33 protein-coding genes are annotated in these 22,118 nt (G+C 60.9%); 25 read left to right on the top strand and 8 right to left on the bottom strand.

Annotation, left to right across the window (positions count from 1 at the left end; all coding sequences use genetic code 11):
• Positions 1-7 precede the first annotated feature (7 nt).
• From AC3AP7_RS27515 to AC3AP7_RS27480, 8 genes are all read right to left on the bottom strand, one after another.
• Positions 8-1,018: a DNA-methyltransferase gene (locus tag AC3AP7_RS27515; RefSeq protein ID WP_487363454.1), complete on the bottom strand. Its 1,011-nt coding sequence runs from the start codon at positions 1,016-1,018 to the stop codon at positions 8-10.
• Positions 1,005-1,403, bottom strand: coding sequence for an HNH endonuclease (locus tag AC3AP7_RS27510; protein WP_487363453.1), 399 nt, complete (start codon positions 1,401-1,403; stop codon positions 1,005-1,007). Before AC3AP7_RS27510 ends, AC3AP7_RS27515 begins: the two co-directional genes overlap by 14 nt.
• A complete protein-coding gene (locus AC3AP7_RS27505; RefSeq protein ID WP_487363452.1) occupies positions 1,394-2,899 on the bottom strand; it encodes a DEAD/DEAH box helicase in 1,506 nt (501 codons plus the stop codon). The genes AC3AP7_RS27510 and AC3AP7_RS27505 overlap by 10 nt, the downstream gene beginning before the upstream one ends.
• Before the next feature lie 93 nt (positions 2,900-2,992).
• Positions 2,993-3,319, bottom strand: a complete 327-nt coding sequence (locus AC3AP7_RS27500) for a hypothetical protein (RefSeq protein ID WP_487363450.1) — start codon at positions 3,317-3,319, stop codon at positions 2,993-2,995.
• On the bottom strand, positions 3,316-3,492 hold the full coding sequence (locus tag AC3AP7_RS27495; protein WP_487363449.1) for a hypothetical protein: 177 nt from the start codon (positions 3,490-3,492) through the stop codon (positions 3,316-3,318). Before AC3AP7_RS27495 ends, AC3AP7_RS27500 begins: the two co-directional genes overlap by 4 nt.
• A complete protein-coding gene (locus tag AC3AP7_RS27490; protein ID WP_487363448.1) occupies positions 3,489-4,343 on the bottom strand; it encodes a ParB/RepB/Spo0J family partition protein in 855 nt (284 codons plus the stop codon). Before AC3AP7_RS27490 ends, AC3AP7_RS27495 begins: the two co-directional genes overlap by 4 nt.
• Positions 4,343-4,711, bottom strand: coding sequence for a hypothetical protein (locus tag AC3AP7_RS27485; RefSeq protein ID WP_487363447.1), 369 nt, complete (start codon positions 4,709-4,711; stop codon positions 4,343-4,345). The genes AC3AP7_RS27490 and AC3AP7_RS27485 overlap by 1 nt, the downstream gene beginning before the upstream one ends.
• A gap of 264 nt (positions 4,712-4,975) precedes the next feature.
• On the bottom strand, positions 4,976-5,290 hold the full coding sequence (locus AC3AP7_RS27480) for a hypothetical protein (protein ID WP_487363446.1): 315 nt from the start codon (positions 5,288-5,290) through the stop codon (positions 4,976-4,978).
• Between AC3AP7_RS27480 and AC3AP7_RS27475 the strand changes: the two genes are divergently transcribed.
• The 25 genes from AC3AP7_RS27475 to AC3AP7_RS27355 all read left to right on the top strand — a co-directional run bounded on the left by AC3AP7_RS27475 (position 5,289) and on the right by AC3AP7_RS27355 (position 22,102).
• The gene (locus AC3AP7_RS27475; RefSeq protein WP_487363445.1) at positions 5,289-6,098 is read left to right on the top strand and encodes an XRE family transcriptional regulator; all 810 of its coding nucleotides are present in this window, start codon (positions 5,289-5,291) and stop codon (positions 6,096-6,098) included. The genes AC3AP7_RS27480 and AC3AP7_RS27475 overlap by 2 nt on opposite strands.
• Before the next feature lie 29 nt (positions 6,099-6,127).
• A complete protein-coding gene (locus AC3AP7_RS27470; RefSeq protein ID WP_487363444.1) occupies positions 6,128-6,688 on the top strand; it encodes a hypothetical protein in 561 nt (186 codons plus the stop codon).
• Positions 6,689-6,829: 141 nt separating this feature from the next.
• Positions 6,830-6,979 (top strand): hypothetical protein, encoded by a 150-nt coding sequence (locus AC3AP7_RS27465; protein WP_487363443.1) that lies wholly within the window; start codon positions 6,830-6,832, stop codon positions 6,977-6,979.
• A gap of 25 nt (positions 6,980-7,004) precedes the next feature.
• Complete coding sequence (locus AC3AP7_RS27460; protein WP_487363442.1) at positions 7,005-7,319, top strand: hypothetical protein; 315 nt, start codon at positions 7,005-7,007, stop codon at positions 7,317-7,319.
• A 13-nt stretch (positions 7,320-7,332) separates the two neighbouring features.
• Positions 7,333-7,461, top strand: coding sequence for a hypothetical protein (locus AC3AP7_RS27455; RefSeq protein ID WP_487363441.1), 129 nt, complete (start codon positions 7,333-7,335; stop codon positions 7,459-7,461).
• Between the two features lie 108 nt (positions 7,462-7,569).
• On the top strand, positions 7,570-7,953 hold the full coding sequence (locus AC3AP7_RS27450; RefSeq protein ID WP_487363440.1) for an Lcl C-terminal domain-containing protein: 384 nt from the start codon (positions 7,570-7,572) through the stop codon (positions 7,951-7,953).
• Between the two features lie 434 nt (positions 7,954-8,387).
• Positions 8,388-8,594, top strand: a complete 207-nt coding sequence (locus AC3AP7_RS27445) for a hypothetical protein (protein WP_487363439.1) — start codon at positions 8,388-8,390, stop codon at positions 8,592-8,594.
• 171 nt (positions 8,595-8,765) lie between these two features.
• Positions 8,766-9,005, top strand: a complete 240-nt coding sequence (locus tag AC3AP7_RS27440) for a hypothetical protein (RefSeq protein ID WP_487363438.1) — start codon at positions 8,766-8,768, stop codon at positions 9,003-9,005.
• A gap of 163 nt (positions 9,006-9,168) precedes the next feature.
• Positions 9,169-9,969 carry a PD-(D/E)XK nuclease family protein gene (locus AC3AP7_RS27435; protein ID WP_487363437.1) on the top strand — a complete coding sequence of 267 codons (801 nt, stop codon included), beginning with the start codon at positions 9,169-9,171 and terminating at the stop codon, positions 9,967-9,969.
• A gap of 11 nt (positions 9,970-9,980) precedes the next feature.
• A complete protein-coding gene (locus tag AC3AP7_RS27430) occupies positions 9,981-11,123 on the top strand; it encodes a recombinase family protein (RefSeq protein ID WP_487363436.1) in 1,143 nt (380 codons plus the stop codon).
• A 100-nt stretch (positions 11,124-11,223) separates the two neighbouring features.
• Complete coding sequence (locus AC3AP7_RS27425; RefSeq protein WP_488324838.1) at positions 11,224-13,035, top strand: AAA family ATPase; 1,812 nt, start codon at positions 11,224-11,226, stop codon at positions 13,033-13,035.
• 27 nt (positions 13,036-13,062) lie between these two features.
• The gene (locus AC3AP7_RS27420; RefSeq protein ID WP_487363435.1) at positions 13,063-13,683 is read left to right on the top strand and encodes a 3'-5' exonuclease; all 621 of its coding nucleotides are present in this window, start codon (positions 13,063-13,065) and stop codon (positions 13,681-13,683) included.
• A gap of 40 nt (positions 13,684-13,723) precedes the next feature.
• Complete coding sequence (locus AC3AP7_RS27415; protein WP_487363434.1) at positions 13,724-14,386, top strand: cell division protein FtsK; 663 nt, start codon at positions 13,724-13,726, stop codon at positions 14,384-14,386.
• Positions 14,383-14,865 (top strand): hypothetical protein, encoded by a 483-nt coding sequence (locus AC3AP7_RS27410; RefSeq protein WP_487363433.1) that lies wholly within the window; start codon positions 14,383-14,385, stop codon positions 14,863-14,865. The genes AC3AP7_RS27415 and AC3AP7_RS27410 overlap by 4 nt, the downstream gene beginning before the upstream one ends.
• A complete protein-coding gene (locus tag AC3AP7_RS27405; protein WP_487363432.1) occupies positions 14,862-15,623 on the top strand; it encodes a PspA/IM30 family protein in 762 nt (253 codons plus the stop codon). Before AC3AP7_RS27410 ends, AC3AP7_RS27405 begins: the two co-directional genes overlap by 4 nt.
• Positions 15,624-15,713: 90 nt before the next feature.
• Positions 15,714-16,076, top strand: coding sequence for an Lcl C-terminal domain-containing protein (locus tag AC3AP7_RS27400; protein ID WP_487363431.1), 363 nt, complete (start codon positions 15,714-15,716; stop codon positions 16,074-16,076).
• A 27-nt stretch (positions 16,077-16,103) separates the two neighbouring features.
• Positions 16,104-16,562: an Lcl C-terminal domain-containing protein gene (locus tag AC3AP7_RS27395; RefSeq protein ID WP_487363430.1), complete on the top strand. Its 459-nt coding sequence runs from the start codon at positions 16,104-16,106 to the stop codon at positions 16,560-16,562.
• Between the two features lie 20 nt (positions 16,563-16,582).
• Positions 16,583-16,957, top strand: coding sequence for a four helix bundle protein (locus AC3AP7_RS27390; protein WP_487363429.1), 375 nt, complete (start codon positions 16,583-16,585; stop codon positions 16,955-16,957).
• Entirely contained in the window at positions 16,950-18,302 is a 1,353-nt protein-coding gene (locus AC3AP7_RS27385; protein WP_487363428.1) for a reverse transcriptase domain-containing protein, read from the top strand. Before AC3AP7_RS27390 ends, AC3AP7_RS27385 begins: the two co-directional genes overlap by 8 nt.
• Positions 18,299-19,525: a phosphoadenosine phosphosulfate reductase domain-containing protein gene (locus AC3AP7_RS27380; protein WP_487363427.1), complete on the top strand. Its 1,227-nt coding sequence runs from the start codon at positions 18,299-18,301 to the stop codon at positions 19,523-19,525. The genes AC3AP7_RS27385 and AC3AP7_RS27380 overlap by 4 nt, the downstream gene beginning before the upstream one ends.
• A 4-nt stretch (positions 19,526-19,529) precedes the next feature.
• Positions 19,530-19,811 carry a hypothetical protein gene (locus tag AC3AP7_RS27375; protein WP_487363426.1) on the top strand — a complete coding sequence of 94 codons (282 nt, stop codon included), beginning with the start codon at positions 19,530-19,532 and terminating at the stop codon, positions 19,809-19,811.
• 2 nt (positions 19,812-19,813) lie between these two features.
• Complete coding sequence (locus AC3AP7_RS27370; RefSeq protein WP_487363425.1) at positions 19,814-20,137, top strand: hypothetical protein; 324 nt, start codon at positions 19,814-19,816, stop codon at positions 20,135-20,137.
• A gap of 24 nt (positions 20,138-20,161) precedes the next feature.
• Positions 20,162-21,520, top strand: a complete 1,359-nt coding sequence (locus AC3AP7_RS27365) for a hypothetical protein (RefSeq protein WP_487363424.1) — start codon at positions 20,162-20,164, stop codon at positions 21,518-21,520.
• A complete protein-coding gene (locus tag AC3AP7_RS27360; protein ID WP_487363423.1) occupies positions 21,513-21,851 on the top strand; it encodes a hypothetical protein in 339 nt (112 codons plus the stop codon). Before AC3AP7_RS27365 ends, AC3AP7_RS27360 begins: the two co-directional genes overlap by 8 nt.
• Positions 21,848-22,102 (top strand): hypothetical protein, encoded by a 255-nt coding sequence (locus tag AC3AP7_RS27355; protein ID WP_487363422.1) that lies wholly within the window; start codon positions 21,848-21,850, stop codon positions 22,100-22,102. Before AC3AP7_RS27360 ends, AC3AP7_RS27355 begins: the two co-directional genes overlap by 4 nt.
• Positions 22,103-22,118 lie beyond the last annotated feature (16 nt).

Here is a 22,118-nt window from a genome sequence, read left to right as displayed (position 1 = left end):
GTGGCGCTCATGCTGCATCACTCTCTTCGGCGTGGCCTTCGAGTTGCAACTCGTCGTTCTCGCGATCGAACCGGCGCCCGTCGGCCGCAGCCGTCACATTCTTGACCGCCTGCCGGAAGTAACTCGGCTTCAGTTCTGCACCAACGCCCAGCCGTCCTAGCAGGACCGGGACGTACACTTCGCTGCCGACGCCCATGAACGGCGTGAAGACCGTTTCCCCGGGATTGCTTCGAAGCATCACACAGCGCTCGATCACGTCAAGTTGCAGCGGGTGCACATGCTTTTCGTCTTCGCTGTCGCGCGCTTCGCGGTACGGCAACACGCGGTTGAAGCGGATGTCGTCCCACATGCAGTCGGCGTACTGGCGCCAGATCCAGTGCGAGAAACGGTTCTCCGTCTGTTTGCCGGTCCAGCCGCGATAGCTCAGCACGTCCGCAGGTGGTTTGCGCTCGCCGGCATAATCGAGCATGCCAACCGGATGTGCGACAGGAACAGCGTTCTTGCCAGTGCGCCGGAACAGCAGCAGGTAGTCGCCCGACGCGATGCCGCAGTCCATCGAATCCGCGACCAGCGACGCGTGCGCGAGGTTCTTCTGCATCGTGCGCAACCGAACCTCGAGCGGCTCCTTCCAGATCATGTGACGCCCGGCGTAAGCGAAGCCCTCTTCGGCGTGCAGCCGGATGATGTCACCCGGGAAGTCGAGATAGCTGTCGGTGCCGCTGTTCGAGCGCGGAATATCCATGCAGTGCACGCACGACATGCGGCCCGGCATCGTGATCCGCGCGAGTTGGCACACCACGAAACGGTACTGCTCGAAGAACTGGTCGTAGCTGTCGCAGTTCGAGAGGTCGCGCTCGCTGCTCGAATAGACGTAGAGACCGCCTGCGCCCGAACTGGCGAAGGGCGGACTGTACACGCTCAGATGAACCGACGCCGAAGGCATATCCCGCATCACCTCGTAACAGTCGCCTTGGTAAATCGCATACTTGTCGGTGATTAGTTGGTCAGCGACTGGCATTCAATTTCTCCATCCAATGCTCTTTCATGTGAGCCGATTGATTCTGCAAAACGTCAATATTTTCTTGGCGGTTGTCACTTTTTATGCCGTTGAGGTGATGAACTACCTCTTCGGAATCAAGCGGGCGTCCAATCTTTTCCTCAGCTACCAACCGATGCTCATATACATATCCACGGCAATCAGCCAGATGATGATCGGGGTTCAGAACTTGCACATAGCCGTTGGGATCAAGGTATCGGCCTTCCTTGAAGCTGGGATTGCCCTCGCCGCGCTGCGCAAACCCGAGACAAGTCAGACTGCAAAATCGCGGCTTTCTCGCAGACGGGCTACGATAAACTTCACACGAAATTCCGCAGGCTTCGCATCGGAAACAGATCACAGCCATGCCGGCATCTCCGTTTTGTATGCGAACGTCGTTGTGCGCTCGATCGATAGGCTGTCATTCATGCAGCCAACCAAGTTATTGAACATGCGATCGGCCTGCGCGGCTTTGCGCTGCATGTTCGAGAGAATGCCGAGACCGCCTTCGGTTGTGACCAGATCCACCCGGACCTCGCGTTGCTGACCGTATCGCCAGCAACGCCGCACACCCTGGTAGTACTGTTCGTACGAGTGGCTCGGGAAATCGGTGATGTGTGCGCAGTGCTGGAAGTTCATGCCCCACGCGCCGATGCGCTTCTTCGTGATCAGGCCGCGGACCTTTCCTTCGGCGAAGGCGAGCATCTTTTCTTCTTTCGCTTCGTCCGAATCCTTGCCGGAGACTTGCACGGCGTCCGGAATCAAACGCTCGAGCGCGTCGCCTTCCTCGTTCAAGTCGCACCACGTCAGAAATGGCTCGCCGGTGTGGTTGACCAGCGATGCGACCTTTTCGCAGCGCTCGCCAATCGTGCGGCGCCGTTCGTCGCGCTGTTCCTTCAAACCTACCGCCGGCAACGCGAACAGCATCCCGTCGGCAAGCGAGTTCGTCTCGACCAGGTGCTCGGTCTCGGTGAGCGGCGGCAGCACGAAACGCGTGTCGTCGAAACCGAGGTCCGACGGTTTCCGGATGGCGCGCGCCCACGAGCACACCCAACGCCAGAACGGTTGCTCGGCGTGGCCCTTCAGGCGCCACTTGATCACCTCGCCGCGCATGCGACCCTGTGCCGAATTGTTCAGATCGTTCTTGAAAAACCGGTTCAGCATGTCCATGTGGCCGAGGTAGCCGAGCGCTTCGCTGGTCGTGCCGAGTTCGACATAGTCGTTCGGCGCGGCCGTCGCGGTCGCCAGCAGCCGGTGCGGCATCTTGCGCATGAACACCGTGATCTCGGCGCGGCGCTGGCCGGCGAACGACTTCAGGATGCTTGACTCGTCGCCCACGAACCCGACGAAGTCAGCCGCATGGAACTTGTGCAGGCACTCGTAGTTCGTGACCGTAATGCCCGGGTGGGCGAGCCCGTCGCGCGAGAGCGTGACGCTGATGTCGAACTTCTGTGCCTCGCGCACGATCTGCTGTGCGACCGCGAGCGGTGCCACGATCAGCACGCGACCGCGAGTCTTCGTCACGACGTTCTGCGCCCAGACGAGCTCCATCGGCGTCTTGCCGAGCCCGCAGTCAGCCAGCACGGCGCCGCGGCCAGTGCGCAGCGACCAGTCGACGAGTGACGCCTGAAAGTCGAACAGATAGTCAGGCATCCAGACCGGCGCGAAGCCGTTACGCGTCGCGAGTTGCGTCTTGGCCTGCAGGAATGCGGTGTAGTCGGGCGCATTCATCCCACCACCCGCGCAAGCCACTCCGCCCCACAGACAGAGAGGACGATGATAAGAATGAGGGTGCCCAAGACAATGAGGCCTTTCATGCCGCACCCGCCATGATGTTGCGGCCCCAGCGGTGATAGCCGGCATCCCACTGGACGCGCTCCGGGCTATTCCACCGGTACGGGTTGGCCCAATGGGGGGAACCCTTGCGTGCAGCTTCATAGCCCTGTTCGTAGGGGATCATGCTGCCGCCTCGTTTTCGATATCCTCGCTAAGAGGAACGCCGCCGATAGGACGCAGGACGGCGTCAGAAATCACGCGCGCCAGCACAAACACAACGGTGCCCCTGAGATGTCCGGAAATGGTCAGTACGGGCAACGGATCGTGGGCGCGACACATCCATGCAGGGGTGCCATCTCCGCGAAAAATCAGATTGCCATCGGGATGCATTTGCACGAAATCATCGTCAATACGCGAGACCACCTCGACGATGCGTCCAGCCAGCCCCGGTGTTTCGACGAACGGTGAGAAGATCACCCGCGCCAGATCACCCGCTTGGACGTTCACGTCGTTCTCCCCGCAGTGATCTGATGCAACCGGATCCGGAACGCCATGGCGATCGCCCACGATAGCGACGCGGAAACGATCGTCGCCTCATCGTCAGGAAAACGAACCTCCCAGACAGTGGTGTCGCCACTATCCACCGGACGTGCGCGAGGTTTCAGGGTCTGGAGGTTCATGCAGCAGTCCGGTCGAAATCCTGCATCGCCGCCTTTGCTTCAGCGAGACCAGTCATCGCCTGCGCATCTTCGATGCCCAGAACCCACCGAAGTGCTTTGCCGCGCTCGCCAGATGGATCGGTTTCGAGTTCGGCGAGAATCTGCTTACGGGTTTTCATCCGCGGTTTGTCATTGCCCAGTACCTCGCGCTGCTTCCTTGCGCGCTCATGGGGCGTTGCTCCGTCGCCAGCCGCGACCAGTTCCGCTACCTTCGCGCGTTGGTCGGGCGGCGACATGCCTGCCAGTTGCTTCGCGTGCGTGATGCCAATCTTTCCGGACTCGACCGCCTTCTGGACGTCAGAACAGCACTCCAGCAGAGCGAGAGTGGCGCGCACCGTCGCGGGCTTGCACCCGAACAGCATGGCAACCTCGTCTTCACCGTGGCCGAGCGCCATTGCCCGGCGCATTTTCTCGGCACGGCCTATTGGCGTGTCGCCTTCGCGCAACTCGTTCTCGCTGATGATCGCGTCGAGCGCGCGCTTCCGGTCAGCGCAATGGACGAATCCCGGTACCCGAATCGGAACCACGCCGCGCGCCTTCCGCCATTCGTTGGCGAGAAGCGCGGCCTTCGTGCGGCGGCGGCCAACCACCACCTCGACGGCGCCGGTCTCGGGATTCTTCATCACAGCAATCGGCTCAAGGACGCCTTGGTGGTCGATGTTGCGCGCGAGGTTCTCGTCGACCGGCAGATGCACGCGCGGGTCATACAGAGGCGAACTCTCGTCAGTGACGAGCGTCAACGCCTCCGGCGCAAAAAACAGCAGGTTTGTCTTCCCAGACGCGCCATACGCGTCGACCGAATTCTTTGCCATTACGCACTTACCCCCGCCTGTTTCAGGAGGGCCACCAGCTGCGGCCCGAGTTGCTGGATCTGTTCAACCGCCGCCTGCTTCGTATTGCGCCGGTCGCCGAGAAATTTTTCGACGAGGTAATACAGCGGCGTCATGTCCCCTGACGCTTCGAGATAGCGCTCAAAGGAGTCGAGCGAAAAGTGCCGCGTCGAGTCGTCGCCGAGTTGATTGCTCAGATTGCCGGGCGCCTGGTCCAACTCGGCAGCAACGCGCTTGAGGCCGCGTTGATACACGCCTTGTGCAACTGCTTCCCGGGCGTTGCGGTAGCGCTCGACAAGCCCCGCCTCGAAGTCCAGCACGAGCTGGTTCTGATCCTTACTGATCTTCATCGATAGCTTCTCGTATCAATCGTTATGCGCAGTTATCAATCGATCTGAACAAAAATGGCGTCAAATCCTTATAGGACTACTAACGCCATGCCCATCATCAGCAGCCCGCAGTCCGCGAACCGCCATTCTGTAAAAGACCCGGTCATACGACCGGGAAGACCACACGCTACCGGGATAGCGCGAGGGAGCGACCTAAAAATCCAATCCTTCGAGGAAAGCCCCGAGATCATCCGCCTTGAACACTGTTGCCGGCACTCGCTTCATTCATGCCACCATCTTCGAAAGCTTCTCGCCGCCACTGGTGCCGGCGGGAGGTTGGGTGTCGTCGCTCGCGCTCAGACGATCAACCTTGTTGTTGCCGTTCAATGGCGGCCATCCAATCAGTTCCTCGCGACTTTCGCCGGTGAGCTGGGCGAGCAGCGTGCAGTGATCGCGTGGAACCAGACCTGCTTTTCGCCATTGCTGGATGACCTGATATCCCGACAACCCAAGTTGGCGGGCCATGTCAGAAAGCGACTCGAACTGTGCAATCGCACGTTCCAGGGCTTTGTTCTTTGATTGCGGTTTGGTCGGGCTCATGAAAAATGATCGTACACAAGATTCTCTTGTATTGCAAGGTGATCTTGCATACCCGCAAGTAAACCTTGCGGGTAACATTCGCGCCATGCCGACGATTCACGAGAAAATCAAACACTTGCGGGAAATGAGAGGCCTCTCCATGGAGGCTCTGGCCGAACTCGTTGGCGTGAAATGGCAGACGGTGCAGCAATGGGAAAACGGCAAGACGGCACCGAGTCGCAAGCGCATTCCGCTCGTCGCTGATGCCCTGAATACAACCCCGGAACTTCTTCTGTTTGGACCGCCGCATCCCGCAGATGTGGAGCAGACTGATTCGCCGGATCGAGGTGATGAAGCGGTCGAAAACTCTTCTGCGCACCCGTTGCCGTTGCGCTATTCTGTAAGCGCTAAAAACTTTCGCCGCGTCTTCGTCGTTGGACGAGCGCAAGGCGGATTGCCTGAGAGAGTTTGGACGGACGGGGACTATCCGGTGGGTGCAACAGACGAATACGCAGAGTTGGCAACGACGGATGCCCACGCGTTCTTGACTCCCGTGGTTGGGACGTCAATGATCCCGAAGTTCAACCCAGGGGATTTTGTTCTGGTTGAGCCGGGTAGTGGTACCGAGCCCGGGGATGATGTACTGGTGCGGCTCAAATCAGGCGAGACCATCATCAAAAAACTCGTCTCCACCCGTGGGGGCTTGATGGAATTGCATTCATATAATGTTTCCGAGCAGGGGCCGCTTTTTGTGCCGGCGGTGGACATTACTTGGATGTACTACATTGCTCACTACGTGCAGGCGAAGAAGATCAAAACGCGCATGTAACCGCGTCATCCATCACCTACGGGGACGATATGGAGACTCTGGAACAGACGGCAAAGCGCAAAGAACGGAATGGAATTTTGGTCGCATTGTCGATTGTGGCGATCGCGGTGATTGCAGGTATAGCCTATAACAATCAGGCGCCCAATGTCACAAAGCCCTCATCGACGAACGCCGGTGCCTTATCAGGCCAGACCGGAGAACTCCCTCCGGCACCCCAGCAGATAGCGCCATCGGGTCATAACTATGCGCTTGAAGAGAATGGCGAATACGGATACGAACAGGGTTTGACCGAGGATGACATCAAGGCTGGCACTACAGCCAAGCCTCTTGTTATGGCGCGTTACATCGGGGAAAGGGACGGAACCTATACGGTATCGATTCTCCGTAATGACAGCGGCACCGTGATTGAGCAGATCTCGTGCGAAGTACCATGTGCTTTTGCTAAGGATCGCCTCATCTCTGGAGGCACCGTCTTACGAAGTCAGACTATTCCAGTTGCGCCCGACTCGCTTGCATTCGGGATGCTTTTTGACGCCATGAATGGCCAACTGCAGCCGTACAAAAAGACGGCGAGGACCGCGAACGATTAGGCACGACGCCCCGTCTTGAAAGAAGAGCCCGCCGCGCGCGGGCTTTTTTGCGGCCCATCGCACAAGAAGTTCTTGCAATGCAAGAATTGCTTGTATAAGATGAACTCCATCGCAGCACACAACACAACGCGGGAGCGGGACATGAACACCTACCTCATCACCTTCGAAGACGGCTCGAGCATGGAAGTCGAGGGCATCGGCCCGGACGGCGCGCAGGAAACCGCGGCCGATCTGTGCGACGAAGCAGGAATCGTGTTTCTCACGATCGTCAGCATCCGCCGCGTGCGCTAATTCCATCGGTCATCAGGAGAGCGTCATGATTCGGAACAGCAAGCAGTCGTGGGAAATCGGCCAGACGGTGCGCGTCGGCTTCCTGAGCCTCACGGTCATCGCGTCGCTCGAGGCAACCGGCGACGGACTGCCCGGCGCATACATCCTCACGAACGGCACGCAACTCTACGCCTTTGTCGCGCACAACGGCGTGCGCAAGATCACTGACGACGAAGCCGTCGAGTTGTGCGAGGAATCGAAGCGCATCACCGCGGCGCGCGCTACGCAGGCCGCCCGTCAGGCGCAGCGCGTGATCAGCAACGCCGCGGTGTGCGCAAAGTTGCAGGCGATCGCAGCGTAAGCGGCAGATCGACATGGACCGCCTGCACAACTGGCTCTTCGTCGGCGTGAACGCTTATGTTGAATACACGTTTATTCCGTGGCTCAACAAGAGCGTGTATCGCCGAACGGTCGATCTGGCGCACGGCGTCATCTGGTGTTGAACATGTCCTACTTTGCCGCTTGGCTTCTCGTCGTCTACATGTGCTGGGCCATCTGCGCCTAGCTAATTCCGCAGCCCAACGTCCTTTTCAAAAACTCTGGAGTCGTTCATGTCCACGAAAATCCTCGAAGCCGCACCGATCGCGTTGCCTCAACTGGCCGAAGGGGAGGTCTATCTCGGCGGCTTCATCGACGGCGCTGGCCGGATCACGCACACGATCCTGCTGCCGGGCGACAACGACGACAACAGCTGGGCTGCCCAGATGGAGTGGGCCAAGTCGATCGGTGGCGATCTGCTGACGCGTGTCGAACTCGCGGTCGCGTTCGAGAAGCATCGCGATCTGTTCCAGCGCGACTGGTACTGGTCGAATCAGGATCATGAGGACGACAGCGCCTACGCCTGGTTTCAGTACTTCGGCGACGGCGACCAGCTCAGCAACCACACGGGCTACGGCAGTTGCCGCGCGCGGGCCGTCCGCAGATTGATCATTTAGTCATTCATCAATTTATTTGGCGAATGACAGGTAATACCCCCCGAGAGGGCCGTCCTGCAGAACATCGCAGCAATCCTCGTGGTGCGCGGGCGCTGTGCATCGCGAGGTAGGCCCGCATACGAAGGCAGCTCGGCCAAGCCTCTGGCTGCACTGCTTCACCCAGTGGTGATCGCTGGGCTCCCTGGCTCAAGATGTCGCTCGCAGTACGGTAATAGCGGCTGACGAGTCGCCGGACGATGAGTAACCGGCACCCTGAAGAAAGTCGGCGTCCACTGCAAAAAGCTCTTCCCGGGGCGCGTGCATTCGGAATGGACGGACTGAGCGCCGCCATAGGGTGAGTCCCGACTTTCTTGAGGGTGGCAACACCCGGCGACAGCCAGCGCGGCTTACAGCGCCAGACGGGTTGGAAGGCCCGTCACCGATTAGGAGTGCATATGGGAAAGCATTTCAATGCCAACGTCTGGCGCAAATATGACAGCTGGCGCACGCGCGAACCCGATGATGAGCCGCTGACCGCCGAAGAACGCGAAGTGTACGCGGTTGCGGCTGAAGAGTACGGCCCGGAAGCCGAGCGCATCCGGGAAGAGTTCGGCATCCGTGTGGGATCGATGCCGCGTTCGACGCTGATCCGAAGGCCCTGATATGTCCATGTTCGGGCGGCACAAGACGGATAGACGCAGGACAGACCGGGATGCTGGGGAGGCGTCCGAGTGCGATCTGGGCCTTGCGGCACGTGTGTATGCGTTTTTAGCAACCATTTCGGCGGTGTCGCTGGTAGGCACACTGATCCTGCTGTTTCAGGGAGGCATGACATGCAGCTATTGATGGTCGACCTGCGCACTGTGGATACCGGAGTGCGCCTGACTCGAAGGGAAGTGATCGAGTCGGAGTACCGGGCATTGTGTGCACGCACGGCACGGCGCCAGCGGGACGCAAAAGCTGCACTCCAGCGTCGCGGTATCGAGCCACGGGTGCCGATCGGTGCTCTGTATGTCGCGCCGCACATCGCAAAGTACTACCTCCACAGCGATTCTGTCGGGGGTGTGCTGTGAATCGCCTGATTAGGGCCTCCGATCGTTTCTATCGCCGTCACCCGAACATTTCATTCAGCGTGATGGTGGTCCTTTGCGCGATCGTCCTTTACCTCGCGTATCAGGCTGATTCGGATAACACTGCTGCCCTGCAATGGCAGATGGCCGCTTCAAGGAGCGCAACGTGAGCGACCTCCGCATCCGTGCATCTTCGTTCGGACGATTTTTCGACTGTGCGTATGCCTGGGAAGGCGAACATCTGCTGGGCATTCGCAAGCCTGCCGGGTTGCGCGCGCTGCTTGGCACGAGTGTGCACGCAGGCACGGCCGCATTCGACTCGGCGCGCCTGAACGGTAGCGAGATCACGCCGGACGATGCCGCTGGTGCCTTCGTGGATACGTTGCACCACCCGGAGTACGACGTCGACTTCTCGAACGACAACATCAAGTTCGCGGAGGCGCAGCGCATTGGCCTGGCGCTCACGACGAAGTATTGCACGGAGATCGCGCCGCAGTTCACGTACACAGCCGTGGAAATGACGCTCGAGCCGCTGCAGATCGATTGCGGCGGCGGCACAACGATCACGCTGACGGGAACTATGGACCGGGCTCGAGTCGCATCGACGCTCGACGGCACGATCATTCCCGACGTCAAGACGGGAGCGCGCGTCGTAACGAACGGCGAAGCGAACATCAAGTCACGCTCGGCACAAACCGGCACGTATCAGCTCATGTACGAGCAGACGGCGAAGGAACGCACGGCGGGCGCGCAGATCATCGGGCTCGGCACAACGTCGAAGACGCCGATCGCGGTGAGCCCCGTATTCGATGCGCGCCGCGTGCTGATCGGCAACGACGAGACGCCGGGCCTTATCCAGTTGGCCGCCGATATGTTTCGCGCCGGCCTTTTCCCACCGAATCCTCAGTCCTATCTGTGCAGCAAGCAGTACTGCGCGCGCTGGGACAAGTGCATCTATCACGAATAAAGAGGTTATTTATGAACGCACCTGCTCAACCGCGCACGCTTGCTGAAGTTGCTCAGCCACCGGAGCGCAATCTCACCGTTGCACCGGGATTCGACAGTCTGCAGTCGTTCGATTTGATCCAGCGCGTCGCCAAAACCTTCGCATCATCGGATCTTGTGCCGGAGCAATACCGCGGTTCGATCGAGAAACGCAATCGCTTCGGCGAGGTCACGGATGTCCGCGAGAACCCGAAGGCGGTCGCGAACTGCATCGTTGCGGTGAACATGGCGTATCGCATGCGCGCCGATCCGCTGATGGTGATGCAGAACCTGTCGATCATCGAAGGTCGCCCGTCATGGTCCTCGCAATTCATTATCGCGATGATCAACAACTGCGGCCGCTTCACGCCGCTGCGCTTCGAGATCGTTGATCTTGGCGAGAAGGATGTCGAGTACATCACGTACGAATGGACGGGACCGAAGGGCGACCGGACTCGCACCGAGATCAAGACGACGGTCAAGGTTCGCGATCAACGCTGCGTTGCATGGGTGATCGAGAAGGCCACAGGCGAGCGTCTGGAATCGTCGCCGGTGTCGATCGAACTGGCTGTGAAGGAAGGCTGGTACTCGAAGAACGGCTCGAAGTGGAAGACGATGCCTGAGCAAATGCTGCGATATCGCAGTGGGGCTTTCTTCGGTCGTATCTACGCGCCCGAACTTCTCATGGGACTGCCGACCGAGGACGAAGTTCGCGACACCATCGAGTTCGAGCAAGGCCCGGACGGCAAGCTGGCCGTCGACATCGACAAGTTGCGCACGACGCAAGTGCAGGATGCGACCGCCGCCGACGAAAAGGATCGCCGCAACGATGCAACTGACGTAGACGCGAAGGAGTCGGCCGGCGCACCTGTGGCACCGATCGTCGCGCAAGGCGATGCAAGCGACTCGCCGAGCGTTCCGGCGCAGCGCGGGGAGCCTCTGCCCGAATCCGAGATCGCCGCGCGACTGAACGCCGCGAACAGCAGCGACGAGCTGAACGCCGCGATCGCGCTGATCGCTGACGTTCCTGATCCGGAAGCCGAACAGCGCCTCACCGAGCTCGCGACGAGCCTGCGCCAGAAGTTCGAGCGTGCCGGCCGGCGCGCGGCGCGCGGCAGCGGCCCGAGCGTTGAGTAACCGTCAATGGGGCGCGCGGTCGGCTGCGGCGTATGTAGCTTTCGAGCGTTGATCTACGCCACGGCCGCAGTCGAGCCCCGCCCAATCCAGAGAGACTGACATGCAGATCCAACACATCACCGTGAAGAGCTTTGTCGGCGCGCGCGCGATCGACGTCGACATCACCACGCCGGTCACCGTCTTCGCCGGGCCGAACGGCGCCGGCAAGAGCAGCCTGCGCGAAGCCGTCAGCGCCGCGCTGACGGGCGATATCTCGCGGGTCGCATACAAGAAGGAATATCAGGAGATGGTGACCGAGGGCACGAAGAAGGCGATCGTGTCGCTGGACACCGATGTCGGGCCTGCGACTCTCACGCTTCCGGACGGGCGGCATGTCGGTCTGACGGTGTACACGGGCGCGCTGCCGTACCTGCTCAATCCAGAACGCTTCGCGCAGCTAAAGGCCGATGAACGCCGCACCTTCCTGTTCGAACTGACTGGCCTGCGCGCTACGCCCGACAAGGTCAAGGGGCTGCTCGCCGAGCGCAAGTGCGATTCGTCCAAGGTCGAAAAGGTCCTTCCGATGCTGCGCTCTGGCTTTCCGGCGGCGGTGAAGTTCGCCGAGGACGAAGCCCGCGAATCGAAGGGTGCCTGGAAGTCGGTGACTGGCGAGCAGTGGGGTAGCGAGAAGGCGGGAGATTGGGAAGCCGAGATCCCGCTGTTCGACGCGGCGCGGCATGCCGAGATTGTGCGTGATATGGCGGGGGTCGAAAGCCGGGTCACGAAGGCGAACACGGATCTCGGCGCGCTTCAGGAAAAACATCGCGCCTACGTGGCGTCGCGCGACGCGGCCGAGCGCAGCAAAGAGCTCGCCCAAGGCATGACGCGCATCGAAGCGAAGCTCGCGGCCGATCGGAAGCACCTCGAGGAAGCTGAAGCGCGTCTGAAGGATGCGCAGCAGCGTGCCGGCGATGCGCCGCGCGAGGGCCTCGTGCATGATCTGGGCGCGGCTGTGCGCGAGTTCGCAGTGATCATCGCGGACACCGAAAGCCTCGTGCAGCGCGAGACGGGCGCGATCAAGCCGTGGAGCGATTACGACCTGTCCACCGTGGAGCAGGCTTATGGCGCGTACGTCGATCAGCACGGCGAGCCTGGTGCGGCCGGAGATGCCGAAGCGCGCGCCCGCGTGCCGGAACTGATCAAGGCTCGCGACTTGATGAAGCGCTCCGTCGAGAACGACGAGCGTGACCTCGCGGCGGCGCACGGCGCGATCGAAGCGCTGAAGCTGAAGGCGGACGTCGAGGTGGTGACCGAAGAGCAACTGACCGCGGCGCGCACGAGCGTGACGGCCGCAACGTCGCAGCGCGACTCACTGCGCACCGAGCTCGACCGCCTGAACACTGCGAAGCGCGCGACCGAAGCTGCCGGCGACAAGACGAAGAACGCGGCCACGCATCACACCAATATCACGCAATGGCTCGACATCGCCGCGGCGCTGTCTCCGGATGGCATCCCGGGCGACATGCTCGCGCAGGCGCTTGCACCGATCAATCACCGCCTGGCTGAACTTGCTACGTTCGCGCAATGGGCCGTGCCGTCGCTCGACACCGACATGACGATCCGCGCCGGCGGCCGCCTCTATTCGCTGCTGAGCGAGTCCGAGCGGTACCGCGTCGATGCGCTGATCGCGCTGACGATCGCGGTGCTGTCCGAGTCGCGCATCGTGTTCTTCGATCGCTTCGATGTGCTCGATCTGAAGGGGCGCGGCGATCTGCTCGCACTGCTCGACGACATGGCGGCGCAGAACGAGATCGCGACGGCGCTCGTGTTCGGCACGTTGAAAAAAGCCCCTGAAGGGCTGCCGCCAACGACGCGCGCGCATTGGCTCCAGAACGGCGAACTGCACGCCTCCCGCATGGCAGAAGCCGCGTAACTGTCCAACTCACCCAAAGGAAACCGAATGGACCTCATCCTCTTCTATGACACGGAAACGAACGGCCTGCCGCAATGGAGCCTGCCGTCCGAAGACCCGTCGCAACCGCATGTCACGCAGCTCGCGGCCGAGCTGTGCGACGAGCGTAACGGCAACATAGTCGCCACCCTCGATGTCCTGATCAGGCCCGAAGGTTGGACGATTCCGGACGACATCGCCGAGTTGACCGGCATCTCCACCGAGCGTGCACTGGCGGAAGGGATTCTGCTTGTCGAGGCACTTCAGCAATTCACCGCGCTCTGGCGGCGCTGTGCATTCCGGGTTGGTCATAACGAATCGTTCGACGCCCGCATGCTGCGCATCGAGTACTTCCGGAAGTTGCCTGTCGACGATCCGTTTCACGATCAATGGAAATTCGGTACCGCATTCTGTACGCAGGGGCGCAGCACGAAGATTCTCAATCTGCCCCCCACCGCCAAGATGCTGGCCGCTGGCCGCAAGCACGCAAAGTCGCCGAACCTCGGCGAAGCCTACGAGTACTTCACCGGCAAGAAGCTTGAGGGCGCGCACAACGCTGGAGTCGACCTGCGCGCGACGAAGGCCGTCTATTACGGCATCAAGGGCGCGACTGCCGGTAAAGGCGCCTGAGCCACTCCAGACCATCTCGCCACCACCAGAAGGAACCCTGATGAACGCACCGAACGATTTCCGCGCGATGACTGCCGAGTCCGTTGGAAAGGACCTCCTTTCCGCGCTCGTGACCGAACTGAAGTTGCTGCCCGATGTGTGGGTGAAGTTGTCCGAGCACAAGCAGAACGACATCATTGATCGCGTGCGCAACCGCGTACAGACGAATGTCGCGATGGCTGTCCACGCCCTGGCCAGCGCAGGTCGCACGGTAGTCGCCGGTGATCTCGATCAGATCACGATCAAGGATGGCGTAAAGGCAGTCATCAAGTTCGGCGCGAACGCTCCATCGCTTCACGAGCTGTATGAGGCGCAGGGTAAGGCGGTTCTGGTGGTGGTTGCGTGCGCCGAGGATCACACGTTAGGTATGGATGAAGTGAAGGGTGAAGGCGATCAGCGCGGCCTCGATCTCGGCGGTGAATATACCGCCGAAGACGGCGATGGCATGAACGGTCCACCCGACGACGTAGTTGATGCCGAGTTCACGGCGATCGAGCACCAGCCGCTGCAGGAAGAGCTTGATGCGGCTGAGAAGGCTGGTTACGACGCCGCTGCGGCAGGCGAGCCGCAGGGCGCCTGTCCGGTGATGGCTGGCGCGCTCTGCATGGAGTGGGTGAGGGGCTGGAAGCGCTGGCACGAAGAACAGGACGGGAATCTCGAATGAATCGCCCGTACCAGCAACCTCGCCGGAATGGCCGCGAGGAGCGCCGCGCGGCCCAGCGGGCAGCGACGAAACGCGCCGCTGCTAATCTGGAGCAGAGGTCACCCAACGGCCACCAGAATGCAGAAGCGTTTTGCCTTATGTGGTACGCGTGCGAGTGCGGCCACCGCGAGCGGATCTGGAACAGCCGCGATGGTGTGACGCCGTTCGGCTTCGAGTGTCCATCGTGCAAGGAACCGAAGTGCTTTCACGTGGACTGGGGGCGAGACACCTATGCACCGGATCACGTGCCAGCGCACGGCCAGCGCATGTGGATCGATCTGACGCACGAGCGTGCAAGGCAGATCGCCCAGCGAACCGTCGATCGCGTCGCGAAGACCCGGCAGGTTCCGGCCCACGATCTCGATCGCATTGCTGACGCAGTCTTCAACAGCGGAAATTCACCGGACATGGTCATCTGCGGCTACGTGGAGGCATCGTGAGAGAGCAGATCGAAAAATACCTTGGGACCGTCGCCCATTCGACGGCCAAGACGATCGCCGAGAGGATCGGCATCGACCGGCACGACGTTGCGGTGGAACTGAACCACATGATCAGCGATGGGGTGGTCGAGCGCGAGAAGCGCAGTGGTGGTGGTAACGAGTACATCTACTGGCTCTCGCAAACAAGCAGTGTACCGGGACCGGCGCAGCAGCCTGCCGAGACGCCGGGCACGGCTGACATCTCCTGTGGGAAGCCGAAAGCTCCTGCGCCGAGTGTAGAAGACATCGCGATGATCACGAAATCGGAGGAACGCCGCAGCGCACGCGAATACATGTCGGATCGTGTCGACGAACTGTTCGAGATTCTAGGGCTGCCGCCGACCATGACCGAGGCGATCCAAGCCGCTCGCGACATGGTTCAGATCGCGCGCAAAGCGGTTGAGGAACGCGACCGCCTGCAGATCGAACTCGCTGCCATGGAAGGTAAGTGCGACTCGCTGACATCGATGGTCAACCGACTGCGCGATAACAACTCGACTCTCGAACAGCGGCTTGACGAACTGACGCTCGGGAAACCGGGCGAGAAATCGCCGATTTTCATCACGGTCGGACGCTACGCGAAGCCCCAGCGGCATGCATCCATCGAAAGCGCGCAACGGCGTGCGTCTGGTCTCGTGCGCACCGAAAAGGAATCTGAAGTACTCGTCTGCGAGCCGATCGGCCGCATGGTGCGCGGAAGCGAATGGCGAAAGCGCTGAATCAAGGTTAGCCCCCGCCCGACGTCACGGTCCAGTGCGTCGGTTTATGAAGGGCGGCTCGCATAGCGCCCGTCTTTTTGAGGAGAAGTCATGCAGCAACTTCAACTGCCCCCGCTCGCTGAGGGAGAAATCTATGTCGGCGCGATCGGCGATCGCAAGGGCGATTTTTACCACGTGATCATGCTGCCCGGCGATCACGAGTGCGACACGCACGCCTCGGCACTCGAATGGGCGAAGCGTATCGGTGGCGATCTGCCGAACCGGATCGAACAGTCGATGTTGTGGGCGCATCACCGCGATCAGTTTAAAAAAGACTGGTACTGGAGCAACGAGACGTACGAGCGGAACAACGCCTACGCCTGGTGTCAGAACTTCCTCACCGGCCACCAGTACGACGGCCGCAAGGGCTACAGCATTTGCCGCGCGCGGGCCGTCCGCAGATTGCCCATTTAATCATTCATCAATTTCATAAGGTCAACCATGACGCTCACGCTCGAAGTACTCGAAGAACGGCAGTCGGAACTCGCCAGCATGATCGCGCAGCTCAGGCGGCAGTCCGAAATGACCGTAATCTCGGTCGCAGCCTCGACTATCAGGCTCGCCCCCGGCGACGTCTACGCGGGCATTTTGCTCGGCGACGATGGCAAGCCGAGCCATCACCTGATCCTGCTGTCCGGCGACGTCGCCGGCGTGCCGTGGGATCAAGCCAAAGCATGGGCCACAGAACAGGGTGGCGAACTGCCGACGCGCCGCGAACAGTCGTTGCTGTTCGCGAACCTGAAACAGCACTTCGAAAAGGACTGGTACTGGTCGGCCGAGGAGCGTCCGGATAGCGCCTACGCCTGGTATCAGTACTTCGGCGACGGCACCCAGTACGACGACCGCCTGGACCGCAACAGTTGCCGCGCGCGGGCCGTCCGCAGATTAGAAATTCAGTAATTTAGTCATTCAAGTCAGCAATGGCCACCCATACACAACTTCCGATCTACAAGGTCGCCTACGACCTGCTCGACATTGCAACGAGCCTCGTGAAGAACATGCAGCGCGATTTCAAGCGTTCGGTCGGTGAAAAGATCACCAATGAATGCATCGAGATTACGGTGCTGATCTTCCGGGCCAACGTCGCGCAGGAGAAGGCTCCGCATCTGCTCGAATTGCTCGAGCGGTTGCAGGTCGCCGAGTTGATGATTCGCCTCGCGAAGGACAAGCGCCTGATTTCCCAGGCCGGCTATGCGCAGGCGATCGAACTCACGACCAGCATCGGCAAGCAGGCCAACGGGTGGCGCAAGTCCGCACTTCGCCCGCTTCATGGAGGTCAAGGCCGCCATGACTGAGCGAACTTTTAATCTGGTCGTGCCGCTGGCTCAAAAGGCCAACGCCATGCGCAATGAGGAAACCGACCGCCGGTGTGTGGAAGGGTCCAGCGCAGTTTCCCGGCTGAGTGCTCGGTCGGGCGACGTAGAAAGCACGATTGGTACGCCTACGCCTGGTATCAGAACTTCAACAACGGCAACCAGAACAACAACCACAAGGACAACAACAATTGCCGCGCGCGGGCCGTCCGCAGATGAAACGGAACATGCTGACCTGACTTTCGGCGAGTTGGTCGCCGCCTATTTCGATTGCCGCCGTACGAAACGCAACAGTCCCAGCGCGCTCGCGTTCGAGGTGCGGCTCGAGCACAACCTGCGCGAACTGTTCGATGAGCTTCGCGCCGGCACTTACGTGCCGCGCACGTCAATCTGCTTTGTCGTAACACGTCCGAAGCCGCGCGAGGTGTGGGCTGCGGACTTCCGCGATCGTATCGTGCATCACCTGCTGTATAACCGAATCGGTCCATGTTTCGAGCGGGCATTCATCGCCGACAGCTGCGCATGCATCAAGGTGCGAGGCACGCTATACGCTGCGCAACGTCTCGAATCGAAGGTGCGCAGCATCACGCAGAACTGGAGCCGGCCGGCGTACTACCTGAAGTGCGATCTGGCGAACTTCTTCGTCAGTATCGACAAACGGATCCTGCGTGAGCTGCTCGCCGCGCGCATCACAGAACCGTGGTGGATGGCGCTCGCTGAACTCGTGCTGATGCACGACCCGCGCACCGATTTCGAGATGCGGGGCGATCCGAGCCTGATGAACCTCGTGCCGCCGCACAAGCGGCTGATGAATCAGCCAGCGCATCTCGGGTTGCCGATCGGAAACCTGTCGTCGCAGTTTTTCGCAAACGTCTATCTCGACGTGCTCGACCAGCGCGCGAAGCATGGGCTGCGGGCACGTTATTACATCAGGTACGTCGACGATTTTCTGTTTCTGCACGAGTCAGCCGACTGGCTGAACGCGGTGCTGCGCGATGTCGACGCATTTCTGCCAGAACGACTCAGTGTGCGACTGAATCCGCGCAAGACGATCCTGCAACCGGTTGCGCACGGTATCGACTTCGTTGGACAGGTGATCAAACCGTGGCACCGCACGACGCGTCGGCGCACCTTCAACGAAGCGCTCCGGCGCGTTGCTGCAGCGCCAGCTTCCGACGTTCACCAGATGGCGAACAGTTATTTCGGTCTGTTGCGGCAAGCGACGGCCAGCCATCAGGATCGCGCGCGTCTCGCCAACGTTGTGCACGATCGCGGACATGCCGTTGATGGAGCGCTCACAAAAACCTATCGCCGGAGCGCCCGATGAATGTTCAACAGCTAGATTTTCTCGCCGCTGGTGCCCAGCGCCTGCAGATGAATGAGTCGATCGAACTGACGATTCAATCGATGCAGGCCTATGGACCCGCGCATGATCACTGGGGCATCGCATGGTCTGGAGGCAAAGACAGTACGGCCACGCTCACCATCCTCTGCTGGCTGATCGACACGGCCAAGATCGTTGCACCGAAGACGCTCACGGTCTTTTACGCCGACACTCGCCAAGAACTTCCACCGCTAGCGATATCAGCGCTCATGATCATGGACGAGCTACGCGAGCGCGGCATCGCCGTCGAGGTGGTGCGCGCGCCACTCGACAAGCGTTTCATGGTCTACATCCTCGGCCGCGGCGTACCGCCGCCGAACAACAACACGCTGCGCTGGTGCACGCGCCAGATCAAGATCGATCCGATGGAGGAAGCGCTGCGCTGTCGGCTCGACGGAATAGACGGCAGCATCCTGATGATCACTGGCGTTCGTCAGGGCGAAAGCGCGATCCGCGATCGTCGCATCGAGATGAGCTGCGGCAAGGACGGCGCCGAATGCGGGCAGGGCTGGTATCAGCAGATTCTCCCGAACGCGCGCGGCCTGCGCGGCCGTATCGCAACGCTCGCGCCGCTGCTGCACTGGCGTGTGTGTCACGTCTGGGAGTGGCTTCGCCATTGGGCGCCGAAAGCTGAGTTCGGTGACTGGTCGACCGCCGCGATCGCCGATGCGTATGGCGGTGACGAAGCTGAAGAGATCAACGCTCGCACGGGCTGCATCGGTTGTGCGCTAGCGCAGGAAGAGAAAGCGCTCGAAACGGTGCTGGCGACGCCGCAATGGGCCTATCTCGCACCGCTGCGCGGAATCAAGCCGCTGTGGCGAGAACTGCGCGAGCCGCAATACAGGCTCCGCAAACCCGGTCTTGAGAAGCTCAAAGGCGGCGGCGTCGCAAAGAATCCGCAACGCCTCGGCCCGCTGACCTTCGAAGCGCGCTTGATGGCGCTGGACCGGATCCTGTCAATCCAGGAGGAATGCAACCGCGTCGCTCGCGCCACTGGCCGCCCACTGATCGATCTCATCGATGCCGAAGAAGAGGCACGCATCCGCGAGCTGATCGCCGCCGAGACATGGCCACAAGGCTGGGAAGGTGACGAGCCTACCGGCGACGTGGTTCTCGAGACGGTATATGCCAACGGCGCTGTGCAACCGCTTCTCTTCGGGAGCTAATGACATGCCCTGCACACCCTTCCGCACGCCCGACGGCTTCGCCGGCATGGTCTGCACCGCGCGCCGGCGCGCGCCGCGCTGCTCGGTTGCGGGCTGCACCGCGCCGAGCGGCTTCCAGTGCGACTACCGCGTGCGGCCCGGCAAGACGTGCGACCGGCATCTGTGCGCAGTGCACGCGCATCAGGTCGGGGCGGATGCGCACTTCTGCCCGGCGCACCTCGCGGAGTCGAGCGCGGACCATCGCGCGCAGGGCGATCTTTTTGCGACCACCCCACCCAAGGATTGAAAATGAGCGATTCCTATCAAGCCATCTATGACGCTGTCAGGAGCCGAATCCACGGCGGTGATATTGGCAACGCTGCCGAAACGGCATTGCGGGAAGCCTTTGGCAATGCAGATCATGTGATCCGCTGCGCAATGCAGGATGTCGCGGTTTCGTTCGCGGAACACGCGCGTCCCTCGGCAGTTTATCGACCTACCATCGGGCGCGACGGAAACAAATGGTGCACCCAGTACGGTTCAAATCTGATGGAGGGCGTCTGCGGCTTTGGCGATTCGCCAGCAGAAGCCATGGCGGATTTTGACGCCAACTGGCTGAAGAAAATCGACTAACGCCCCACCCAAGGATTGACCGATATGGATACGAAAGAACTGATCGAATTTCTGCGCTCTCATGCTGAATGGCGCGAACAGGGATTCGGTGCCCAAGCTCCCGAGATAGTCGAGCACGTCAAAAAACTCCGCGCGTGGGCTGACGAACTCGCCGCTCTCGCACCCGCTGCGGCGCAGGTGCCGGTCGCATGGCGCTACCAGACGCCGACCGGATGGCACGCTACGACTGATCTCGCTGCGGCTGGGCGCGTGGCTGATCACCACGAGGTGCAGCCGCTCTACGCCGCTCCCGCATCCACAGACGCAACAGCGAAAGTACATGTCGGCCCTTTCCGGCTTCCGCGATGCCCCTTGTGCGGAGACAACGACACGCAAGCATCGGAACCGGCTTGGAATGACGAGGGCATCATCGTTGGAATGCATTGTCCGCAATGCGACCACGATTGGTTGGCGACATTCGCGCTCACCGCCGCTCCCGTCGCCCCTGAAGCGGGAGCGGCGCTGACCGATGAGCAGCGCGAGGCGATCAAGAAATCCGCGTTCATGCTGAAGATTTTCGCTGGCCACGATAGCGGCGCGAACCTGCTGCACCATTTCGGGAAAGACTGGCGCGACCACGCCAACAAGCACGCCGCCACGCTTCGCGCGATTCTCGCCGCACCCACGCCCACCGTTGCCGCAGATGCGGGAGCGCTGAGCGAGGATCTTGAGCGGGTCACCGAAGAACGCAACGACGCGTGGGCGGCCGAGGAGGCGCTCTTGCAATCGCTGAAGGAAGTGCTCGGCATCGACCCGAAGACGGCGGCCACGGACTCTATCTATGAGGCTATCGAAGCATTGAAAGCTCCTGCGGGAGCACACCGCGACCAAATTGCGGACGACCGCAAATTGGTTGCGCAGCCCGACGAGCGCGCGGCGTTCGAGAAGATTGCGAATGCGCTGCACTATCCGGGGTGCTGGGACACCGCTGCATATCCGACGCTTGCCAGCGCAATCAGCGAGGCAATCGGCTGCCATAAGATCGCTTGCGCCGAATGCGCAGCCCGCGCCACCACCCCGCAACCCGGAGCGCTCACGGAAACGCGCGGGTTCAAAGAGCTTGAGGTGCTGCTCGACTGCCTCAACGACACCGGCTGGTATCACGATGACGAGGGCGAAGCTACGGCCGCGCTTGGAGAACTGCGTGACCGTATCACCATCCTCGCCTCCGCACCCACCGGGCAGCGGGAGGGGGATGCGGAGGACGCGGCGCGACTCGATTGGGTAATGCACCGGTTGAGCGGAAAGGCTCTGCGTGACATTGGCGTCGTCTACAGCGAAGGCAGTCCGCAAGCTATACGTGCCGCTATCGATGCCGCTCGCAAAGGAGCCTCTCATGACTGATATCGCGAAACTGAGAGAGGTGTGCGAACGCATGCTCTTGGTAATTGGTAATCCAGACCATGCGCTGTTTGAAGAGAGGCGCATCCAATATCGAGGCGCAACCCATCCCGAAACCATTCTCTCTCTGCTCGACCAGCTGGAAGCGGCGGAACAACCAGAGTGCGAGTGGCGACTTGACGACTTCGACAATGCCATCTGGGAATCGCAATGCGGCGAAGCGTGGTCTTTTTCTGATGGCGGACCGGAAGAAAACCGCATGCAGTTCTGTCATCGGTGTGGCGGAAAGCTGAAGATCGCCGCCCTCTCTGCAACCGACAAGGATCCGAAATGACCCAGTCCCAACGAGAGCGTTTCGAGGCGTGGTGGTTTGAGCGGGAAGCATTCGGACTGCGATGTGAACGATTCACGACACCGTCAGAGGCTGCATGGGCAGCATTTCGGTGGGCCGAAGCTCAAGGGCTAGAGCGGGCGGCGATGATTTGCGACGGTGAACTCTACGCAGAGCAAGCCGCCGAGCGTATCCACGCTCTAGCCAAAGACAAGGGAGACGCCGCCCGCAAAGGAGGTGGCGATGGCAACTGACCGCGCGATGCTCAGC

This window comes from Paraburkholderia sp. PAMB 6770 (genome assembly GCF_057748135.1).
Note: the sequence above shows the minus strand (reverse complement) of the source record. Positions and strands in the feature narration are given on the sequence as shown.